Origin of the sequence: Actinomycetospora callitridis (assembly GCF_028737265.1) — a bacterium.
In the GTDB taxonomy this organism is placed as follows: Bacteria; Actinomycetota; Actinomycetes; order Mycobacteriales; family Pseudonocardiaceae; genus Actinomycetospora; species Actinomycetospora callitridis.
Window position 1 is genome coordinate 204,957 of the sequence record NZ_JAQZAK010000007.1, and the last position, 17,883, is coordinate 222,839.

A 17,883-nucleotide genomic window follows, 5' to 3' on the forward strand; every position below is an offset into this window, starting at 1 on the left:
ATGAGCACCGGTTATCTCTGGCACGAGGTCTTCGGCTGGCACGACACGGGGACGGGGACGCTGTTCCCCGCCGACCCCGCCGCCGGTCACCAGCCGATCAGCCACCACGTCGCCCACCCCGACACCAAGCGACGGATGCACGAGCTGATCTGCGTCTCGGGACTGATCGACCACCTGACCCGCGTCACCGGTCGGGAGGCGACGCGCGAGGAGATCACGCGCGTCCACACCCCCGCCCACGTCGACCGGATCGCGGCCGAGAGCGAGCAGCCCAAGGGCGGCGACGCCGGCGACGGCATCTCCCCCTTCGGCAAGGGCGCCTACCGCATCGCCGCCCTCGGCGCCGGGAGCGCCATCGCCATGACCGAGGCCGTCGTGCGCGGCGAGATCGACAACGGCTACGCCCTGGTCAACCCGGCCGGCCACCACGCCCTGCCCGAGACCGGTCTCGGATTCTGCATCTTCAACAACGTCGCCATCGCCGCGAAGCACGCGCAGGCGGTGCTCGGGATCGAGCGACTCGCGATCGTCGACTGGGACGTCCACCACGGCAACGGCGCGCAGGCGATCTTCGCCGACGACCCCTCGGTGCTGACCATCTCACTGCACCAGGACCGTTGCTTCCCGCCGAACTCCGGGCTCGTCGAGGAGCGCGGCACCGGCGCCGGCGAGGGCTACAACGTCAACATCCCGATGCCCGTCGGCTGCGGCGACGGCGCCTACCAGTACGCCGCCGAGACCGTCATCGGCCCGGCACTCGACGCGTTCCGACCCGAGCTGATCCTCGTCGCGTCCGGCTTCGACCCCAACGCCATGGACCCGCTGGCCCGCCAGCTCGTGACCACCCGCGGCTTCACCACCCTGACCCGCACGGTCATGGACGCCGCCGAGCGGCACTCCCAGGGACGCCTGGTCCTCACCCAGGAGGGTGGCTACAGCCCGGTCTACGTGCCCTTCTGCGGCCTCGCGACCATCGAGACCCTCGCCGGGGTCCACGTCCTCGACGACGCCATCCTCCCCGTCGTGGGCGGCATGGGCGGCCACGACCTCGAACCCCACCAGCGAGCCCTGGTCGACCGCGTGGCCACCCATATCGGCGACATCGCGTCCCCGGCGTCGGCCTGACCCGTCCGGCCCTCAGGCGTGGTGGCGGTTCACCGCGAGATCGCGGAGGCGGCTCAGGCACTCGGTGTTGCGGACATGGACGGCGGGAGCCTGGAGGGCCGCCGGCATGAACCAGCCGGGGCCGCTGTCCGCGTACTCGTACATGGTCACCTCGCACCGATCGTCGCCGAGCGGTTCCACGGTGATCTCCACCCTGGCCGAGCCGATCACGAAGGCACGCGCCTGGAGGACCAGCCGGCTCCCCGGGTCGACCTCGAGCACCTCGGTGTCGTCGCTGATCTGCAGGGGCCAGACGCCGGCGCTGTGGTGCAGCTTCGTGCCGACCTGCGGCCAGCCGTCGTCCACCGCACGCATGTGCGTCGCTCCGACCACCCACAACGGATAGAGCCATCCGTCGGCCAGGACCGCCCACACCTGCTCGCAGGTGCACGGCATCACCATGCTGGCTTCCGGTCGGAACACGACGACCTCCCCGGCGCCGCCCGGCACCGTGATCTGGATGTGGACACGACAGGTACCTGGACCACGAGCGGGAGAAACGTCCGAGGCAGCGATCGGCGCTCGTGACGGGTTTGCCGTCGGGCCTCCGCCGTTCATCCTCCGGGCCACGCCGGAGGAGAGGCCCGCGGCGCGGGCGGAGGAGGACCGATGACCGACCTCGACCAACGACAGCACTCGAGATCGGTGGACGGCCGTGGCCGCACCCTCGTGGTGGGCCTGCTCGCCGACCCGGACACACCCGCCGAGGTCGCCGCGAAGCTGGTCGACACCCTGCCCGACATCCTCGGCGCCCGCGTCGACGGCGAGGTCACCTGGGACGTCCGCACCATGACCCACTCGGTCACCGCCTCGGTGCAGGACCCCGAAGAGGTCCTCGGCGCCGTCGCCGACCAGACCGCCGACACCGAGTGGGACATCGGGGTCTATCTCACCGACCTGCCCATGCAGCACGGCGAGCGCCCGATCCTGGCCGACCTCGACCACGACCGCCGTGTCGCCGGGCTCTCCCTGCCCGGCTTCGGCCCGTTCCTGCAGCACCACAAGGTCCGCAACGCCATCGTCCGCCTGGTCGCCGACCTCACCGGCAAGGCCGACGCCGGCCTCGAGGCCGGCAAGCACCACCCCAGCCGCGTCGGGCGGGCCATGGCGCGGACTCTGCAGCCGGTCCACCTCGTCCACGACGACAACGGCCAGCACACCCGCCGCTACGTCACCACCCCCTGGCGCGGGCGGGCCCGGCTGCTCGCCGGCATGGTGCGCACCAACCAACCCTGGCGCCTCGTCGTCGGCATGCGCAGCGCGCTCGCCGCCGTCCTGGGCACCAGCGCCTACCTGACCCTCACCTCCACCACGACCTGGCTGCTGGCCACCCGCCTCGGCGCCGGCAAACTCACCCTCACCCTGCTGGTGGCGATCGCCCTCATGGTCGCCTGGATCATCGGCGCCCACCACCTCTGGGAACGCGCTCGCGACCCCGGCGAACGGGAGGAGACCATCCTGTTCAACGCCTCCACCGTGATCACCCTGAGCATCGGCGTGTTGACCATGGCCGTCGCGGTGTACGTGCTCACCCTGCTCGGATCGCTGTTCTTCCTCGAACCCTCGGTCCTCGGCTCGACCCTGGGCCGCCCACCCACACTCGGCGACCACCTCGCCCTCGCGTGGCTCGCCACCGGCCTGGCCACCATCGCCGGCGCCCTCGGCTCCGGGCTCGACAGCGAGGACGCCGTCCGCCGCGCGGCCTACGGGTACCGCGAACGCCAGCGCCGCGAGGAGATCGGTCAGGACGAGGAGGACAGCGAGAGTTCGTCGTCGTCCTGACCGGCCCTCAACTAGCCACAGAACGAATGAACCACGAAGCACCTGGCCGAATACGGACGACTTGTCGCGGGTGAAACTTGACCCGAGACCAGTTAGTGGAGAACCGTGACGGGGCCTGGCTCGTCGAGAGCCCGACCGTCGCCCCCGGCTCCGGTCGGCGCAGGAGCCGAGTGGGGGCGGCCCAGACCCCGTCATCCCCCCGACGTCGGTCTGGGCCGCCTTCCCGCGCCGTCCCGCGCTACGTCGTGTGCGACCGCAGCCGCACCAGCGCGATGCGACGCCGAACCTTCGCCTGGTAGCCGGCGAAGCCGGGCCAGGCGGCGACGAAGCGTGCCCACAGCTCCGCGTGCTCGTGGACGCCGACCTCGGTGGCGACCACGGCGATGCGCTCGCCGCGGAACGTGACCTGCGCCTGTGGATCGGCCTGCAGGTTGAGCCACCACGGCGGCTCGCGGTCGACCCCGCCGTGGGAGGCGGCGACGAGCAGATCGTCGCCGTCGGGGAGGACCAGCACCATGACCGTGCGCGGTTCCCCGCTTCGGCGTCCCGTCGTCGTGAGGGCGATGACCTCGGTGCCCGCGATCCACCGGTGGCCCCACCGGCTGCGGGTGGCGCGCACGATCGCGACCTGCGCCCGCGTGATCGCCTTCATGAGGCGGACCATCCGCTGGTCGGCGGGCGACAGGCCCGTCCCGAACAACAGCGCTGCTCGAGCGCGGAAGCGGCGCTCGGTGACGGCGAGCAGCACCCGCAGCGGCGTCGGGGCGTCCGCGAGCAGCGTCGCTCGCTCGTCCGGGGTGGCGTGCCCGACCACCCACGGCACGACGAAGGTCAGGACGCGGAGCCCGAGCGTGCCCCGGAACCGTTCCTGCAGCCGGGCGTAGTCCTCGACCCGCACCCGCTCGGTGATGATCGGGAAGACGTCCCGCTCCTCGTCGCCCACGTGCCGGGCGAGCAGGTCCGCCAGCTCGTGCAGCGTCCCGGCGAGCTCCGGGGTCGCGGTGTCGGCGGCCGCCAGCTCGCCGGCCCGGGCCAGCAGCGGGTCGAGGCGCTCGTGATCCTCGGTCAGTGCCACCAGCGCCGTGCGGTCCGCGGCGACCGCTTCGAGCAGGGGCCACACGTCGTCGTCCTCCACCCGGTGGTGGTTGACGATCTCCGCGGATACCCCGCGCAGATACCACTGCAGCAGGCGCAGGCGCGGCGGGTCCGGGGAACCGGCGAGGTCGTCGGCAACCGCCGCGAGCCGGGCGAGGTCACGGGTCATCGCGCGGTGGACCACCCGGTAGTCGCACAGATCCGGTGCTGGGTCCTCCGGGGTCCGGGGCGTGGCGGTGCGGGTCGTGGTCCCGGTGCGCTCGATGGTCGTCATGGTGGGCTCCTTCGTGGATCAGGCGCGATCAGGCGTGGGTCAGGGTGTTCGGGCGGTCGTGATCAGGCGGCTGTGGCGATCGCGGTCGCCTCCCGGACCGCTGCGCGGGCCTGCAGCGCGCCGGGGACGCCGTCGGGGCGGGCGACCAGCGCCGCGTCGGGGGACAGTCCCAGAGCACGCGCGCTCAGGGCGTCGAGGGTGTGGACGGTGACGGGTGCGGAGCCGGCACGTCCGGCGGCCAGGGCACGGGCCGAGGCGTCGGCGGCGGGTCCCGCGAACACGGTCCACCCCGGGCCGAGCAGGTCCAGGGACGAGCGTCCGTCCGGGAGCGCGACATGGGACAGGCGGGGGCCGAGGTCGACGGCGAGCTCGTCGCGGACGCTGCGCCGGCTGCCGTCCGGGTCGAGCGAGCGCGCGACGACGTGCTCGGCGACGGGCCGGCGCTCGGCTTCGTAGGTGTCGAGCAGCTCGGGGCCGGCCCAGCCCGCCAGGACCCAGGCGAGCTTCCAGGCGAGGTCGGCCCCACCTTGCAGGGCGATGTTCATGCCGGTGCCGCCGCGCGGCGTCACTCGGTGGGCGGCGTCGCCGGCCAGGAAGACGTCACCGTCGCGGAACCGCTCGGCGAGCTGGGCCGGCGAGCGGAATGCCCGGAGGCTCTCGAGGTGGACCGGCAGGTGCGCGAGCCCCGCGCCGCGGCGCAGGCGCTCGATGATCTGGTGCGGGCGCGGGGCCGCGACGCCCGGCTCGACAGCGGGCGCGTACACCCATCGGTCGTCGGGGCCGGCGGGCAGGAACAGCCCGGGCGTCTCGGTGACCGAGTAGAGGCCGTAGAGACGCGGCCCCAGCAGGGGCAGCAACGGGGCGTGGACCACGGCCTGGATCCCGCTCACCGCGCCGGCGTCGCCCCCGTGGACCGTGACCCCGAGCTGTCGACGCACGGTGCTGTGCGCACCGTCGGCGCCGACGACGTAGCGAGTCCACAGGGAGCGCCCGTCTCCCGTGGTGACGTGCACACCGTCGGGAAGCGAGCGCACCGAGGCGACCTCGACGCCGGCCTCGACCCGGACCGTGGGCAGGGTCGCGAGGTGCTCGCGCAGCACGGTCTCGAGCCGGTCCTGGGCCACGACCGCGGGGGCCGCCGGGCTGACCAGGGCGGCCTGCTCGCGGGAGGGGTAGCCCACCGCGTGGGCTCGCCCGGCGTCTGCGCTGATCAGTGTTGCGCACTCCCAGAGCCAGACGTCGGCGTCGACGCTCTGCGCGCGGACCGCCGCCTCGAGGCCCCAGGACCGGATCAGCTCCATCGAGCGGGTGCTCGCGACGGTGGCCCGCGGGCGGGTGGACGGCACCGTGCGCTTCTCGACCAGCACGGTCTCGATGCCGTACCGGCCGAGGGTGAGGGCGGCGGCGAGGCCGGCGGCTCCGCCACCGACCACGAGCACGGGTATCTGATGAGCACTCATGACCAACTCCATCGGACGTGTTGTCTATTAGAAGACAGAGTGTTTAGCGAAATACAGGCTGTCAAGCGAAAGTGCTAACGTCCCGTCCGTGACCACCCGGAAGTACGAGCAGCGGTTGCGGGCGGAGTCGGCGGAGCAGACCCGCCGCGACGTCCTCGCCGCGCTGGAGAACCGCCTGCGGGAGGCCCCGGGCGCCTCGGTGAGCATCGAGGACGTGGCCCGTCGCGCCGGAGTGTCCCGATCGACCGTCTATCTCGTCTTCGGCTCGCGTGCCGGGCTCTTCGACGCCCTCGCCGACGACCTGTGGGACCGCTCCGGGCTCCCACGGCTGACCGAGGCGGTCGCTCACGCCGACGCCCGCGAGCACCTGCGCGGGGGCCTCCGCACCGGTGCAGAGATCTTCGCCGCGATGCGGGACGTCGCGGCGGTGCTGTACCGCATGTCGGCCCTGGACCCGGAGGCTGTCGGCGGCTCGATCGCCCGCAAGGAGGAGCACCGCTGGGGCGGCATGCTGCACCTCGCCACCCGTCTCGGCGAGCAGGACGTCCTGCGACCCGACGTCACCGTTGATGAGGCCGCCGAGACCCTCTGGGTGCTCGCGAGCTTCGAGAGCTTCGACGCGCTCTACACCGGCCGGGGCCTCCCCGCCGATGAGGTCGCCCGCGTCCTGATCGCCATGGCGGAGCGCACCCTCTGCCGCTGAGGCGCGCGCCCCGGGGTGCACCGAAACCTCCGTCGCCTCGACCGTGAACCGCGGCGATCAGATCGAGCCCCCGTGGGCGACCGCGACGAGGACGGCCACTGTGAGCAGCGCTGCCGGCGGCAGCAGCGGGCGGCCGGCGATGCCGGCGCGGAGGTGGGCAACGATCGCCCCGAGCATCAAAAGCACCACTCCGACCGCCGCGGCGCTGCCCACCGCCGGGCGGACCAGACCCACCAGCAGGCCGACGGCCGCGCAGCCTTCGAGTGCACCGATGCCAAACCACAGGCGGGGCGGCACCTCGAGCCGGTCGCGCAGCTCGACCGACGACGGTGCTCGCCGCGCCTTGCGCACGAGGGACGCGGACAGGGCGGCGGCGAGCAGGCCGGATGGGACGATGATCCACCACGACACGGGCAACCTCCCGAGAGATTGAGTGCAGCATTGGTATAGTGAAGTAACGGTAGCTGCACCGAATATCGGAGGGCAAGGATGTCTCCGCGCAAGTACGACGCGCCCCGGCGCCAGGAGCAGGCCGCCGCCACGCGCGCCGCGATCATCGATGCGGCTGAGGAGCTCTTCGTCGAGCGCGGCTACGGAGCCACGACCATGGCGGCGATCGCCTCGAAGGCCCGGGTCGCGCCGAAGTCCGTCTACGGGCTGGGCGACAAGGCCCAGCTCCTGACCCTGGCACTCGACCGGGCCATCGTCGGCGACGACGAGCCGATCCCCCTCGCCGACCGGCCGCCGCTACAGGGTGTCCTCGGCGCCAGCGACGGACGCGGCCAGGCCCGCCTCGGCGCCACGTTCGCCGCCCCTATGCTGCTGCGCCTCTATCCCCTCTACCGCGCCTTCGAGCAGGCCGCGGGCATGGACCCGGACCTCGCGGGCCGGTGGCGGGAGTACCAGGAGCGGCGCCGGCAGGACGTGCGCCGGGTCGTGGAAGCCGTCGAGGCGGTCGCTCCTCTGCGTGCGGGGCTCGACACCGATCGGGCGACCGACAGCCTGTGGGCCCTGATCGGCTGGCACCCCGTCGCCCTCCTCGTCGAGGAGCGCGGCTGGGACGAGGAGGACCTCCGACGCTGGATCGAGGACGTCTTCGTCGCACTCCTACTCGGCGACGCGCCGACCTGAAGGCCACGACGTCGACCCGTCCACCCGGCAGCGCACCGCGAGAGGTCAGCGAACCTCGGCGGGCGGTACCGGGCCGAGCATCTCGATCCCGTGCCGCTCCGCGAGCACGAGCACGTCCTCCATCGCCGGCGGACCGTCGGCCGCGAGCGCCGCCGCCGCCCGCGTGAACCCCTCCATCACGCCGCCGGGCGCGTGGACACCGAACGCCACGGCTTCCTGCGCGGATTCGTTGCGGATCGTGTGCGGGGTGTCGCCGGCCATCGTCACCGTCTGCCCGACGCCGGCCACCTGGCGCCTCGTCCGCCCGTCGGTGTCCGTGATGTAGAAGGTCAGTTCCCCGGCGAGCACCCGGTAGACCTCGCTGGGCGCGTGCCGGTGCATCACCGGTGGGCCGCCGCCCGGCGGCATCCGGAGCTCGACGGCGAACAGATCGCCGCCGGTGTCCGCGCTGCCGGCGAGCACGGTGATCTCGTCGGTCCCTACGCGGAGGGTCTCGATGTCGGCCGGAGATTCGACAGGTAGCATGTCCATAACCGGACGATAGACAGGCGGCTTGTCTGATGTCAACGAGGATCCCCGTGCTCGCCGGGCACGCACGTCCCCACAACCTCGTGGTGCAGCTGCGTGAGGCCTTCACCGCGCTCAACGACCTGGTCGTGCCGCACCTGGTCGAGCACGGCTTCACCGACTTCCGCCCCGCCCACGGGGCGGTGTTCCAGTACCTCGACGACACCGGCACGACGGTGAGCACGCTGGCCACCCGGGCCCAGATGACCAAGCAGGCCATGGCTGAGCTGGTCGGCCATCTCGAGCGCGGCGGTTACGTCGTGCGGGTGCCCGACCCCGACGACCGGCGCGCCAAGCGCGTCGTGCCGACCGAGCGTGGCCGCGAGGTCGTCGACGTGGCCCAACAGCTCGCACCGGAGATCGAGGAGCGGGTGGCGCGCCTCATCGGCGCGACCCGGCTGTCCGCGCTCAGGGCCGACCTCGAGGCGATCCGCGCGGACGTCGATGCGGCCGAATCCCGGTCCGACGAGGAGCTCGGCAACAGCGCCACCTGACGGTCCGGGCCGGAGGAGCACGACCGGCCTCCGATCCCCCGGCCCGTCGGTGACGCGCTCACCGGGCGGGGCGCTACGGGCGCGGGGTGACCGGAGCGGAGGCGGTCTCGTCGCGGGGCGCGCGGCGACGCTCCGGGGCGATGCCCATGGTCCGGGCCGCTGAGCCGGCCTCGCGGCGCGTGCGGACCCCCAGCTTGGTCAGGATCGCCGAGACGTGGTGGTCGGCGGTCTTCTCGGAGATGACCAGGCGCGCGGCGATCTCGGCGTTGGTGAGCCCCTCGGCGAGCAGGCGCACCACGTCGACCTGGCGGGACGTCAGGCCCGCCGGGTTGGCCCGGGTGCTCGTCCGCGGCCGTGCGGGGACCCGGGCGACACCGCGCCGACGCAGGTCCCGCCGCACCGTCGCCGCCACGGCGTCGGCGCCGAGCCGGTCGAGGATCTCGAGGGCCGCGTACGTCTCCGCGAGCTCACCCGAGTCGACCATCGCGAGCGCTCGCTCGTAGGGGCAGCCCAGCGCCTCCCAGCACTCCGCGGCGGCCAGGGGACGCCCGTCGAGCAGCAGGCGATACGGCCGGGCGACGTGCAGGTGCGAGGTGTCCACATCACGGCCGAGGCGCACGAGCCACACCGCGAGGTCGCCCGCCGACCACTCGGTGCCGGGCAGGGAGGCGGTCGAGAGCAGAGCGGCTGCGTCGTCGAGGCGAGGGTCGGGCGTCCCGGTCGTCCAGCACCGCTCGGCAAGCGCGGCGGCGGCGGGCAGCAGCCGGAGCGGCTCACCGAAGCGTTGCGCGAGCTCCCAGCCCCGCGCGAGGTGCTCACCGGCGCCGGCCCGCCCGCTGCGCAGCTCCACCAGCCCGCGGACCAGGCACGGCCAGGTGTGGGTCACCGGCGAGCGACTCCCGCTGAGCACCGTCGACGCGTCGAGCCGCGCGTCGTCCCAGGCCCCGCGCAGCAGGTGCAGCCGGGCCCGGACGCCGAGCTGCAGGCCGTGCGCGATCCGGACGTCGCGCTCCGCGATCAGCGGCAGGCTGTGGTCGAGGACCTTCTCCGCGTCGTCGAGCCGACGCTGCTCGACGTCGAGGTCGACGAGGCTGCCGGCGACGGTGGATCGGGCCTCCTCGTCGAACCGCTCGCGGGCGTGCTCGAGGACGGCGACGAGCCTGTCGCGGCCGCCCTCGTCCCCGGACATCACGGCGACCACCGACTCGATCACGCCGAGCCGGATCTCGAACGCGCGGTCCGTGACCCCGTCGGCGACCTCCCGGGCTCGCGCACATCGCTCCCGGGCGCCGACCAGGTCGCTCACCTGCATGGCCAGGAACGCCTGGATCGAGTAGGCGTGCCCGAGCACCGCCTTCTCGGGTGGGGCAGGGTCCGGCCTGCCGTCGAGGACGTCGACGGCTGCGGCCGCGTACTCCTCGGCGCGGCGGCGGTTGCCGAGGCACCACTCGAGCACGGCCAGCAGCCGGCGGCCCGCGCTGACGCCGCAGAGGTCGCCCTCCGCGTGACGCCACGAGACCGCTCGGCGGCCGGCGGCGACCGCCTCGTCGAGACGGTCGGTGAGGTAGAGCTCGACGGCGAGCAGCTCGGCCAGCCCGGCCCCGGCGGCAGGGGCGGCGCTCGGGGCCGCGTCCAGGGCGGTGCGGAAGAGCCGGACGGCCTCGGTGTGGGCTCCCGACCCGGCCGCGGCGCGCCCGGCGCGTTCGGCACAGGAGAACACGCGCTCGGCGTCGCCGGCGGCGAGCGCGTGGTGCACGAGCACCACGGGGTCCGGGTCGGGCTGCGTCTCGAACGCCGCGAGGATCCGCCGGTGCAGCGCCACCTCGCCGCCCGGGGGGATCGCGTCGGCGACCGCGAGCCGGCAGATGTCGTGCCGGTAGGTGATCCGGCGCCGCTCGCGGGCGACCAGACCGGCGGCGTCGAGCGTGCGGAGGGCTCCGCTGCCCACGCCGAGCGCCGACAGCAGGACGTCCGGGATGCCGGTGGGCGCGCAGGCGATCAGCTCGGCGAGGTCGCGCGCCGCGGCGTCGAGCCCGGCGGCTCGCGCGAGGACGGCGTCACGCACCGTCGCGGGCAGGACCTCCCCGTCCTGGCTGACGATCTCGGTGACGAAGAAGGAGTTGCCGCGGGTGAGCCGGTGCAGGCGCGCCGGGTCGATGTCGCGTGCCCCGACCAGGGCGGTGACCGCCTCGACGCTCAACGGCGCGAGGTCGAGCCGGGTGGCTGCGGGCTCCCGGGCCACGTCACCGAGCAGCCCCCGCAGCGCGTGCTCCTGGTCCAGGTCGTCGTCGCGATACGTGGCCAGCACCAGCGACCGGGTCCCGGAGATCCGGCGCAGCAGGAAGCGCAGCAGGTCGACCGTCGCCTCGTCGGCCCACTGCAGGTCGTCGACCACCAGCAGCACCGAGCGGGTCTTCAGGAGGCGCAGGACCTCAGCGGAGATCTCGTGCAGCGGCGCGCCGTCGGCCAGCGACCCGGCGAGGGTGTGGCCGAGGTCGGCCTCGACGTCGTGCAGCGGGCCGAGCGGGCGCGGTACGCCCAGCGGGTCGCAGACGCCCCACAGGACCAGGGCGTCGTCGAGCCCGTCGACGAACACCCGGGCGAGCTGGGTCTTGCCGATCCCGGACTCCCCGGCCAGGACGACGAGCGACCCCGACCCGCCCAGCGCGTCGTCCCAGGCCCGACGGAGGAACTGCAGCTGGTGGTCGCGCTCCAGCAGGGGCACGACGATCACGGTACGTGATCACCTCGGAGTGCGGAACGCCCGATCGGACCACCGTGATCGGCGGAGTAGGGAGTCGTCTCCCGCAACGTGGGCACTCGGCACCGATGAGGGACGGGCGGTCGGGCCACATCGTTCTCGGCATGACCTTCACCGACCGGCCCGTGACCCGTACCCCCGTGCCCCCGCACGGCGCGAACGCGCAGCCGGGACCGCCGCCGACCCGCCCGTTCTCGACGCCGGGTGCAGCGCCGCCGGGCCGATCGCGGGGGGTGAAGCTCGCCGCCGCGGCGGTCGCGCTCGCCATCGCGGCCGGCACCGGTGTCGCGCTCGCGCGGCTGGACCCCGGTCCGGAGAACGAGCACCAGACCGTCTCCTACGCCGGGGCGGACCCGTTCACCGCGCCGGTGGGCACCGACGTCCCCGGCACGGCGCCGGTGGACGCCGGCGGCGAGCAACCCGCGGAGACGCCGCAGATGTACGCCGCAGACCCGGCCGCACCGGCCTGCGACGCGACCGCGCTGCTCTCGGCACTGCAGACCGACCCGGCCCGGGGCACGGCGTGGGCGCAGGTCCAGCGCATCGCCCCCGACCAGGTGCCGGTCTACGTCCAGGGCCTGACGCCGGTGGTGCTGCGCGCGCCCACCGCGGTGGTCGACCACGGCTACCGGGACGGGACCTTCGTGCCCACCCCCGCGGTGCTGGCGGCGGGTACGGCGGTGTTCGTCAACAGCTACGGCCAGCCCACCGTCAAGTGCTTCTCCGGCAACCCCCTCACTCCGGGCCAGAGCTCCGACCCCACCGTGACGACCGTGGTCCCGGCGGCCGCACCGATCGCGACCCACACCTTCCGCCACCCGGCCACCGGCGGGCCCGTGAGCCGCCCGGGCAAGCCCGACACCACCGGCTCGGGCCCCACCCCGATCCCCACCGACATCGACGGCGGCATCGGCAGCGGCGGCACCGCCGACCCCGGCGCGCCCGGCAACCCGAACCCCGGCACCCCCGGCACCCCGGGCACTCCCGGCACGCCCGGCACGCCCGGCACGCCCGGCACGCCCGGGCCCGCGACGCCGCCGATCACCGGCACGTTCAACTACGACGGGTCGATCACGCTCTCCGACGGGCGGCTCCAGCGCGCCGACGGGACGATCGTCGCCCTCCCCCAGCGGCCCCCGCACAGCATCCCCCTGCCCGACGGCGGCTACCGGGGCACGGACGGCCTCTACTACAACCGGGACGGCTCGCAACGGGCGATGCTGGACTTCGTCGGGAACGACGGCGAGTCCGTCTACCTGATGCCGGACGGGCAGGTCGTCGACGGCCTCGGCCGACCGACCACGCTCACGCGCACCGCGTCGATCATCCGCAACTACGACGGCACGGTGACCTACGTCTACGAGCCCATGCCCGGGCTCGTGACGCTGCAGGTGGTGGGCAAGGACGGGAGGCCCGGGCCGGCCATCGAAGGCCGCGGGTTCATCGACGGCACCTTCGTCGACCGGGAGGGCAGGTACGTCAACCACGACGGCACCGAGCGCACCGGAGCCACCCTCCCCGACGGCGGGAAGATCCAGCCGAACGGGAGCCACGTGCCCTCGCCGCCGGCGGGCACGCCGAGCACCACCGACCCGGACGCACGGCCGGGCGACCCGGAGCAGCCGCAGAACGGCGGGGTCGTCGGACCACGCACGCCGACCACCGAGGCCCCGCCCATCGACCCGCCCTTCGAGCCTCGCTCGCCGCAGAACGGCGGCGTCGTCGGACCGGACGTGGACACCGACGGGACCGCCGACGAGACCGGCGGCACCGAGAGCGGCGGCACGACCGGCGGCTCCGCCGAGGGGGGCAGCGGCACCTGATCCGCACGACCCGGCACGGAGCCCGGGGCGGCCGGGAGGCGGCCCCGGGCTCTGCCGTGCAGCAGCACCCAGCCCGGTCAGGCGGTCGCGCGCGCGGCCTCCCCGATCAGGTCCGCGACGGCATCGGGCTGCGAGACCGTGACGGCGTGGGACGCCGTGATCTCCACGGTGTGCGCCCCCGCCCGCTCGCCCATGAACCGCATGGAGGCGGCCGGGATGGCGAGGTCCTCGGTGGTGACCAGATTCCAGGACGGGATGGTCTTCCAGGCGGCGCTCGTGGCCGGCTCGTCCAGCGCGGCCGAGGTGATCGGTCGTTGGGTGGCCGCCATCAGGTCCGTGACGTCCTCCGGGACGTCGGCGGCGAACACCTTCCGGAACTCCTCCTGCCTGATGTAGAGATCGTTGCCGGTACCCCCGTCGGGGAGAGGGAACGGCACGGCGTCGAGAGCGGCACCCAGCCGGGCGCCGGGGAACTTCCCGGCCAGCTCCGACGTGCTCTCCCCTTCCTCCAGGATGAAGCTGGCGACGTACACGAGCGCCCGGACGGCCGAGTGACCGTCGGCGGCCTCACTCATCACCGACCCTCCGTAGGAGTGGCCGGCCAGCACGACCGGGCCGGCCACGCCGTCCAGGACGCTCCGCACGTACTCGGCGTCGGTGTGCAGGCCGCGCAGCGGGTTGGCGACGGCGACGACGTGGTGACCGCGCCCCTCGAGGTTCCGGATCACGCCGTTCCAGCTGGAGGAGTCGGCGAACGCCCCGTGGACCAGCACCACCGTCGGCCTGACGTCCGATGGAGGCTGCTCGTCCGACGAGCTCGGGGTGCCCTCACTCCGATCATCTGTACTCATGACCTCACGGTCGGGTCTCCCCCGGGGAGAGGGTCAAGGAGGCGGACGACAGGTCGGCGCCCGCTCAGCCGCCCGCGGACCGGTCGAGCGGCGCCGTGCTCTGCACCAGCATCTCGGGATCGCGCACACGGCGCACGAAGCTCGGCCGCCCCGAGAGCACCACCGCGCCGACGACGACCCACTCGAGGATCACCGCGAGGAGCGGCAGCGCCTCGTCACCGGCACTCGTCGCCGCCAGGGGAAGGGCGAAGACGTTCATGCTGGCGTGCAGGAGCACGGCGATCAGGACGCTGCCCCGGGTGTGCAGGAAGACCCACGTGAAGATCATCGCCTTCGCCATCAGGTCCGCGACGAGCAACCAGAGGGGACGTTGGTGGAGCGCTGCGCCGGGCGTCCACACGAGCGGCAGATGCCACGCCGCCCAGACCGCGCCCAGCACGAGACTCGCCACCAGGGGCGTCTGACGCGACAGCAATCGGGGCAGGGCGAAGCCCCGCCAGCCGAGCTCCTCCCCCAGCCCGTCCGTGAGGGCCGCGACGAGGAGGAAGACCGGCAGCGCCGCCCAGTCGCCGCCCGTGAACACGAGCGGGCCCCACGCAGCGCCGAGGACCGTGCCCAGGCCGGCGACGAGGGCGGCGAACACCGCGGGACCGAGCAGGACGACGACGTACCAGCGCCAGCCGACGCGCCACCGCACCACGCGGGAGAGCAGGTCGCGGAGCGCGCCCCGACCCCCGGTCACCAGCGCCACGAGGATCGCGACCAGGGAGACGGTCCACGTCCAGAGCAGCCCGACGGCACCCACCGGAGCGCCGAGTGCCCGGGGTATCCACACGGCCCAGGTCGCACCCACGGCGAGGACGACGAAGGTGACCAGGGGATACCGGCGGAGAATCCTCATGCCGGTCCGGTGAGGGCCCGCGCCGTCCCCCTCGGGAGAGGAGCCGGCGTCGTCATGACCGCACCCTGCGCCCGAGGACGTCGCCGCACCATCAGGCCAGCCCTCGTCCTCGCGAGGGTTGTCCCCGTGGCCGGACGCCGGCGGACGGTCCACCGCTGCCGTTCGGGAACGCTGACCACGGTGAGGACGGCCCCTGGAAGAGGGTCACGAAGGCCGACGACGCCCCAGTGCGAGCGAGGCTCCGAGCACGGCCAGGCCGATCGAGGCCGAGAGGAGGTTGACCTCGACACCCATGACGGTGTTGGCCGGCGAGTCGCTGAACTCCTCATCGCTCAGTGCCGTGCCCGGGAAGGCAGCGGCGCCGAACATGCCCACGTGCGGTACGGACACGAGCGCCGTGGCGATGACCCGATTGTGGTCCGGATCGCCGTTCGGTGAGCTCAGCAGCCGCAGGCCGAGACCACCGAGCAGGGCGCTCATGACGATGTACTGCGCGTTGTGGAACTTGGCGTGCGCGGGCCAGCGGGGATTGCGCATGTGCTGTCGGGCCGTCTCCGGTAGGAGGGCGTCCACGACCAGGGCCCCGGCGGCCGTCCCCGCTGCCACCAGGCCGACCATCGCACGTGACGCCGTCTTCGTCGCACTCATGGGAGATACCTCGCTCGTGATCGTGGCTCCGCCGGGGACGGCCCCGACGGATCGGCCGGTAGGAGGGTCCGGAGGAGGGCCGTCGCGGCGTCGGTGAGTTCCCTCAGGTCGGCGCCGTCGTCCCCCTCGACCCAGTGGGCGTACGCAGTGGCGAACACCTGCATCCCGGCGCGCGTCGCGAGTCGGGCCGCAGCCTCCTCGACACCGCGTCGTTGCAGGGCGTGGATGAACTCGATCGCGATGTCGTTCTGCTTGATCAGCTCGCGTTCCAGCAGTCCCGGGTTGGCCGCGATCACGGCGTGACGCCGGCGCTGGAGCTCCCTGCCGGGACCGGTCCAGTCGAATCCCGTCAGGGCGGTGATGACCACCTGGAGCGGCTCCGTGACCTCGGGGGCATCGAGGATCGCCTGCACGAGCGCCGTGCGGATGCGATCCGACTCGGCGAACAACACCTCGCGCTTGTCCGGGAAGTACCGGAAGAACGTGCGCGTGGTGACACGCGCGCGGTCGGCGATCTCGACGACGCTCGTGTCCTCGAACCCTTGTTCCTCGAACAGCTCCAGGGCGGCCTTCGTGAGTCGGTCCGCACTGCCCTGTTCCCACCGGGGCATGGCGTCCCCCTCGCGCTGTCCTCGTCACCGCGACTCCGATGTCGCGGTGTGACATCGACCGTAGCACCTGATGTCACACCATGACATCGGGGCCGTTGCCGGAGCGGCTCCGGAGTGCTGCGACGGCGGAAGGTCGTCCTCCCGAGGAGCCCGCTCCCCTACCGCCGCAGCGCGGGGACGCTCACCACGGTGAGGACCGCGGCGAGGAGGTAGCCGGCGGCGCCGATGGCCATGAACGTGGTGACGCCGGCGGGCAGCCCGGCGGCGGCGACGAGCGACCCGGCGATCGCGACCCCGGCGGCCGACCCGGTCTGCCGCGCAGTGTTGAGGGTCGCCGACGCCGTCCCGGCGTAGTCGGCCGGGGCCGCTCCCATGACCGTCGACGTCGCCCCGGTGAGCGTGAACGACGTGCCGAAGCCGCAGGCCACCATCGCGATGACGAGGACCGCGTAGCTCGCCGCGTCGCCCACCACGGCCCACAGCGTCAGGCCCAGGCAGGCCGTCAGGAGGCCGACGAGCATGAGGCGCTGGTGGGGGAAGCGGTCAGCCAACCGCCCCGACAGGGCGGAGGCCACCATCGTCACGGCCATCGCGGGCAGCAGGGCGAGCCCGGCCAACGCGGCGCTGAAGCCCTCGTGCTGCTGGAAGTAGACGCTGGCCGCGAAGATCATCCCGTAGAAGCCGAAGTTGAACAGGAGTCCGATGACGGTCCCGCCCACCAGCGGTCGCGATCCCACCAGGGGTCTCGGCAGCGGCGGGTGGGCGCCGTAGCGCTCGCGCAGGACGAACACGCCCGCGGCCACGGCGGCGACGAGGACCCCGGCGATGACCGCGGGCCCCCGGATGCCCTGGCGACCCACCTCGTTGAGGGCGGCGATCAGGGCGGCCACGGTCACCACGACGGCGGCCTGTCCCAGCGGATCGATGACACGGCGGGGGTCGCGTGGCGACGAGCCGACCGTCGCGAGGGTGGCCCCCAGGCAGAGCAGCCCCACCGGGAGGTTGATGACGAAGACCCAGCGCCACCCGACCGTCGAGGTCAGGACCCCGCCCACGAGCGGGCCGGCCGTGGCGGCGACGCCCGCGATCGCGCCCCACAGCCCGAACGCACGTGCCCGTGCCTCCGGCGTCGGATGGACCTGTTGCAGCAGCGCCAGCGAGGCAGGCACCAGCAGGGCCGCGCCGCAGCCCTCGACGAGACGGAACACCGTGAGCGTGAGGGCGTCGCCCGCGACGACACAGCCGAGGGACGCGCCGGTGAACACCGACACGCCGAGGCAGAACACGCGGCGATGACCCCAGCGGTCGCCCAGCGCCCCGCCGAGCAGCAGCAGGCCCGCGAACGCGACCGAGTAGCCGTCCACGATCCACTGCAGGTCCGTCAACGACGTGGTGAGCTCGCGCCCGATCGCGGGCGCCGCCACGTTCACGATGGTCACGTCGAGGATGACCATGAAATAGCCGCTGCAGACCGCCAGCAGAGGCGCCAGCGCGACACCGGCACCGGGCTCGGCAGGGTCACCCACGGAGCCCCGGCTCGCCGTCACGTCGACATCATCCACCCGCCACCGAACGGTTCAGCCGCGCTGACATCGTGTTCCGGCGAAGGGCTGGTGAC

General features: G+C 73.5%; 17 protein-coding genes. 6 read left to right on the forward strand and 11 right to left on the reverse strand.

Features of this window, described 5'->3' with window-relative positions; all coding sequences use genetic code 11:
* On the forward strand, positions 1-1,125 hold the full coding sequence (locus tag PH191_RS21455; protein ID WP_274196663.1) for a class II histone deacetylase: 1,125 nt from the start codon (positions 1-3) through the stop codon (positions 1,123-1,125).
* 12 nt (positions 1,126-1,137) lie between these two features.
* Here the strand turns inward: PH191_RS21455 and PH191_RS21460 are convergent, their stop codons facing one another.
* The gene (locus PH191_RS21460) at positions 1,138-1,587 is read right to left on the reverse strand and encodes an SRPBCC family protein (protein WP_274196664.1); all 450 of its coding nucleotides are present in this window, start codon (positions 1,585-1,587) and stop codon (positions 1,138-1,140) included.
* 186 nt (positions 1,588-1,773) lie between these two features.
* Here PH191_RS21460 and PH191_RS21465 point away from each other — a divergent pair, with 186 nt between their 5' ends.
* Positions 1,774-2,946, forward strand: coding sequence for a hypothetical protein (locus PH191_RS21465; RefSeq protein ID WP_274196665.1), 1,173 nt, complete (start codon positions 1,774-1,776; stop codon positions 2,944-2,946).
* Positions 2,947-3,184: 238 nt separating this feature from the next.
* Here the strand turns inward: PH191_RS21465 and PH191_RS21470 are convergent, their stop codons facing one another.
* Positions 3,185-4,315: a nitroreductase/quinone reductase family protein gene (locus tag PH191_RS21470; protein ID WP_274196666.1), complete on the reverse strand. Its 1,131-nt coding sequence runs from the start codon at positions 4,313-4,315 to the stop codon at positions 3,185-3,187.
* A 62-nt stretch (positions 4,316-4,377) separates the two neighbouring features.
* On the reverse strand, positions 4,378-5,775 hold the full coding sequence (locus tag PH191_RS21475; protein ID WP_274196667.1) for an FAD-dependent monooxygenase: 1,398 nt from the start codon (positions 5,773-5,775) through the stop codon (positions 4,378-4,380).
* A gap of 88 nt (positions 5,776-5,863) precedes the next feature.
* Here PH191_RS21475 and PH191_RS21480 point away from each other — a divergent pair, with 88 nt between their 5' ends.
* Positions 5,864-6,478 carry a TetR/AcrR family transcriptional regulator gene (locus PH191_RS21480; RefSeq protein ID WP_274196668.1) on the forward strand — a complete coding sequence of 205 codons (615 nt, stop codon included), beginning with the start codon at positions 5,864-5,866 and terminating at the stop codon, positions 6,476-6,478.
* Positions 6,479-6,535: 57 nt separating this feature from the next.
* On the opposite strand, the gene PH191_RS21485 is transcribed toward PH191_RS21480, so the two are convergent.
* On the reverse strand, positions 6,536-6,889 hold the full coding sequence (locus PH191_RS21485) for a DoxX family protein (RefSeq protein ID WP_274196669.1): 354 nt from the start codon (positions 6,887-6,889) through the stop codon (positions 6,536-6,538).
* 78 nt (positions 6,890-6,967) lie between these two features.
* Here PH191_RS21485 and PH191_RS21490 point away from each other — a divergent pair, with 78 nt between their 5' ends.
* Positions 6,968-7,609 carry a TetR/AcrR family transcriptional regulator gene (locus tag PH191_RS21490; protein WP_274196670.1) on the forward strand — a complete coding sequence of 214 codons (642 nt, stop codon included), beginning with the start codon at positions 6,968-6,970 and terminating at the stop codon, positions 7,607-7,609.
* Positions 7,610-7,654: 45 nt separating this feature from the next.
* Here PH191_RS21490 and PH191_RS21495 read toward each other — a convergent pair whose 3' ends face one another.
* Positions 7,655-8,140: a cupin domain-containing protein gene (locus PH191_RS21495; RefSeq protein WP_274196671.1), complete on the reverse strand. Its 486-nt coding sequence runs from the start codon at positions 8,138-8,140 to the stop codon at positions 7,655-7,657.
* 47 nt (positions 8,141-8,187) lie between these two features.
* On the opposite strand from PH191_RS21495, the gene PH191_RS21500 reads away from it, so the two are divergent.
* Positions 8,188-8,670, forward strand: coding sequence for a MarR family winged helix-turn-helix transcriptional regulator (locus tag PH191_RS21500; protein WP_274196672.1), 483 nt, complete (start codon positions 8,188-8,190; stop codon positions 8,668-8,670).
* 73 nt (positions 8,671-8,743) lie between these two features.
* On the opposite strand, the gene PH191_RS21505 is transcribed toward PH191_RS21500, so the two are convergent.
* Positions 8,744-11,395 carry an ATP-binding protein gene (locus PH191_RS21505; RefSeq protein WP_274196673.1) on the reverse strand — a complete coding sequence of 884 codons (2,652 nt, stop codon included), beginning with the start codon at positions 11,393-11,395 and terminating at the stop codon, positions 8,744-8,746.
* Between the two features lie 140 nt (positions 11,396-11,535).
* Here PH191_RS21505 and PH191_RS21510 point away from each other — a divergent pair, with 140 nt between their 5' ends.
* Entirely contained in the window at positions 11,536-13,254 is a 1,719-nt protein-coding gene (locus tag PH191_RS21510) for a DUF6777 domain-containing protein (RefSeq protein WP_274196674.1), read from the forward strand.
* Between the two features lie 77 nt (positions 13,255-13,331).
* Here PH191_RS21510 and PH191_RS21515 read toward each other — a convergent pair whose 3' ends face one another.
* The 5 genes from PH191_RS21515 to PH191_RS21535 form a co-directional block, all read right to left on the reverse strand.
* The gene (locus PH191_RS21515; RefSeq protein WP_274196675.1) at positions 13,332-14,105 is read right to left on the reverse strand and encodes an alpha/beta fold hydrolase; all 774 of its coding nucleotides are present in this window, start codon (positions 14,103-14,105) and stop codon (positions 13,332-13,334) included.
* A gap of 64 nt (positions 14,106-14,169) precedes the next feature.
* Positions 14,170-15,006 carry a CPBP family intramembrane glutamic endopeptidase gene (locus PH191_RS21520; protein WP_274196676.1) on the reverse strand — a complete coding sequence of 279 codons (837 nt, stop codon included), beginning with the start codon at positions 15,004-15,006 and terminating at the stop codon, positions 14,170-14,172.
* 204 nt (positions 15,007-15,210) lie between these two features.
* Positions 15,211-15,624 (reverse strand): DUF6640 family protein, encoded by a 414-nt coding sequence (locus PH191_RS21525; protein ID WP_274196677.1) that lies wholly within the window; start codon positions 15,622-15,624, stop codon positions 15,211-15,213.
* Between the two features lie 26 nt (positions 15,625-15,650).
* Entirely contained in the window at positions 15,651-16,265 is a 615-nt protein-coding gene (locus PH191_RS21530; RefSeq protein ID WP_274196678.1) for a TetR family transcriptional regulator, read from the reverse strand.
* Between the two features lie 158 nt (positions 16,266-16,423).
* Complete coding sequence (locus PH191_RS21535; protein ID WP_274196679.1) at positions 16,424-17,812, reverse strand: MFS transporter; 1,389 nt, start codon at positions 17,810-17,812, stop codon at positions 16,424-16,426.
* Positions 17,813-17,883 lie beyond the last annotated feature (71 nt).

Bases quoted from the DNA above. Each gene is read 5' to 3' on its own strand.
- PH191_RS21455 (WP_274196663.1), top strand. From the start codon at position 1: ATGAGCACCGGTTATCTCTGGCACGAGGTCTTCGGCTGGCACGACACG.
- PH191_RS21465 (WP_274196665.1), top strand. From the start codon at position 1,774: ATGACCGACCTCGACCAACGACAGCACTCGAGATCGGTGGACGGCCGT.
- PH191_RS21470 (WP_274196666.1), bottom strand. From the start codon at position 4,315: ATGACGACCATCGAGCGCACCGGGACCACGACCCGCACCGCCACGCCC.
- PH191_RS21475 (WP_274196667.1), bottom strand. From the start codon at position 5,775: ATGAGTGCTCATCAGATACCCGTGCTCGTGGTCGGTGGCGGAGCCGCC.
- PH191_RS21490 (WP_274196670.1), top strand. From the start codon at position 6,968: ATGTCTCCGCGCAAGTACGACGCGCCCCGGCGCCAGGAGCAGGCCGCC.
- PH191_RS21495 (WP_274196671.1), bottom strand. From the start codon at position 8,140: ATGGACATGCTACCTGTCGAATCTCCGGCCGACATCGAGACCCTCCGC.
- PH191_RS21510 (WP_274196674.1), top strand. From the start codon at position 11,536: ATGACCTTCACCGACCGGCCCGTGACCCGTACCCCCGTGCCCCCGCAC.
- PH191_RS21515 (WP_274196675.1), bottom strand. From the start codon at position 14,105: ATGAGTACAGATGATCGGAGTGAGGGCACCCCGAGCTCGTCGGACGAG.
- PH191_RS21520 (WP_274196676.1), bottom strand. From the start codon at position 15,006: ATGAGGATTCTCCGCCGGTATCCCCTGGTCACCTTCGTCGTCCTCGCC.
- PH191_RS21525 (WP_274196677.1), bottom strand. From the start codon at position 15,624: ATGGTCGGCCTGGTGGCAGCGGGGACGGCCGCCGGGGCCCTGGTCGTG.
- PH191_RS21530 (WP_274196678.1), bottom strand. From the start codon at position 16,265: ATGCCCCGGTGGGAACAGGGCAGTGCGGACCGACTCACGAAGGCCGCC.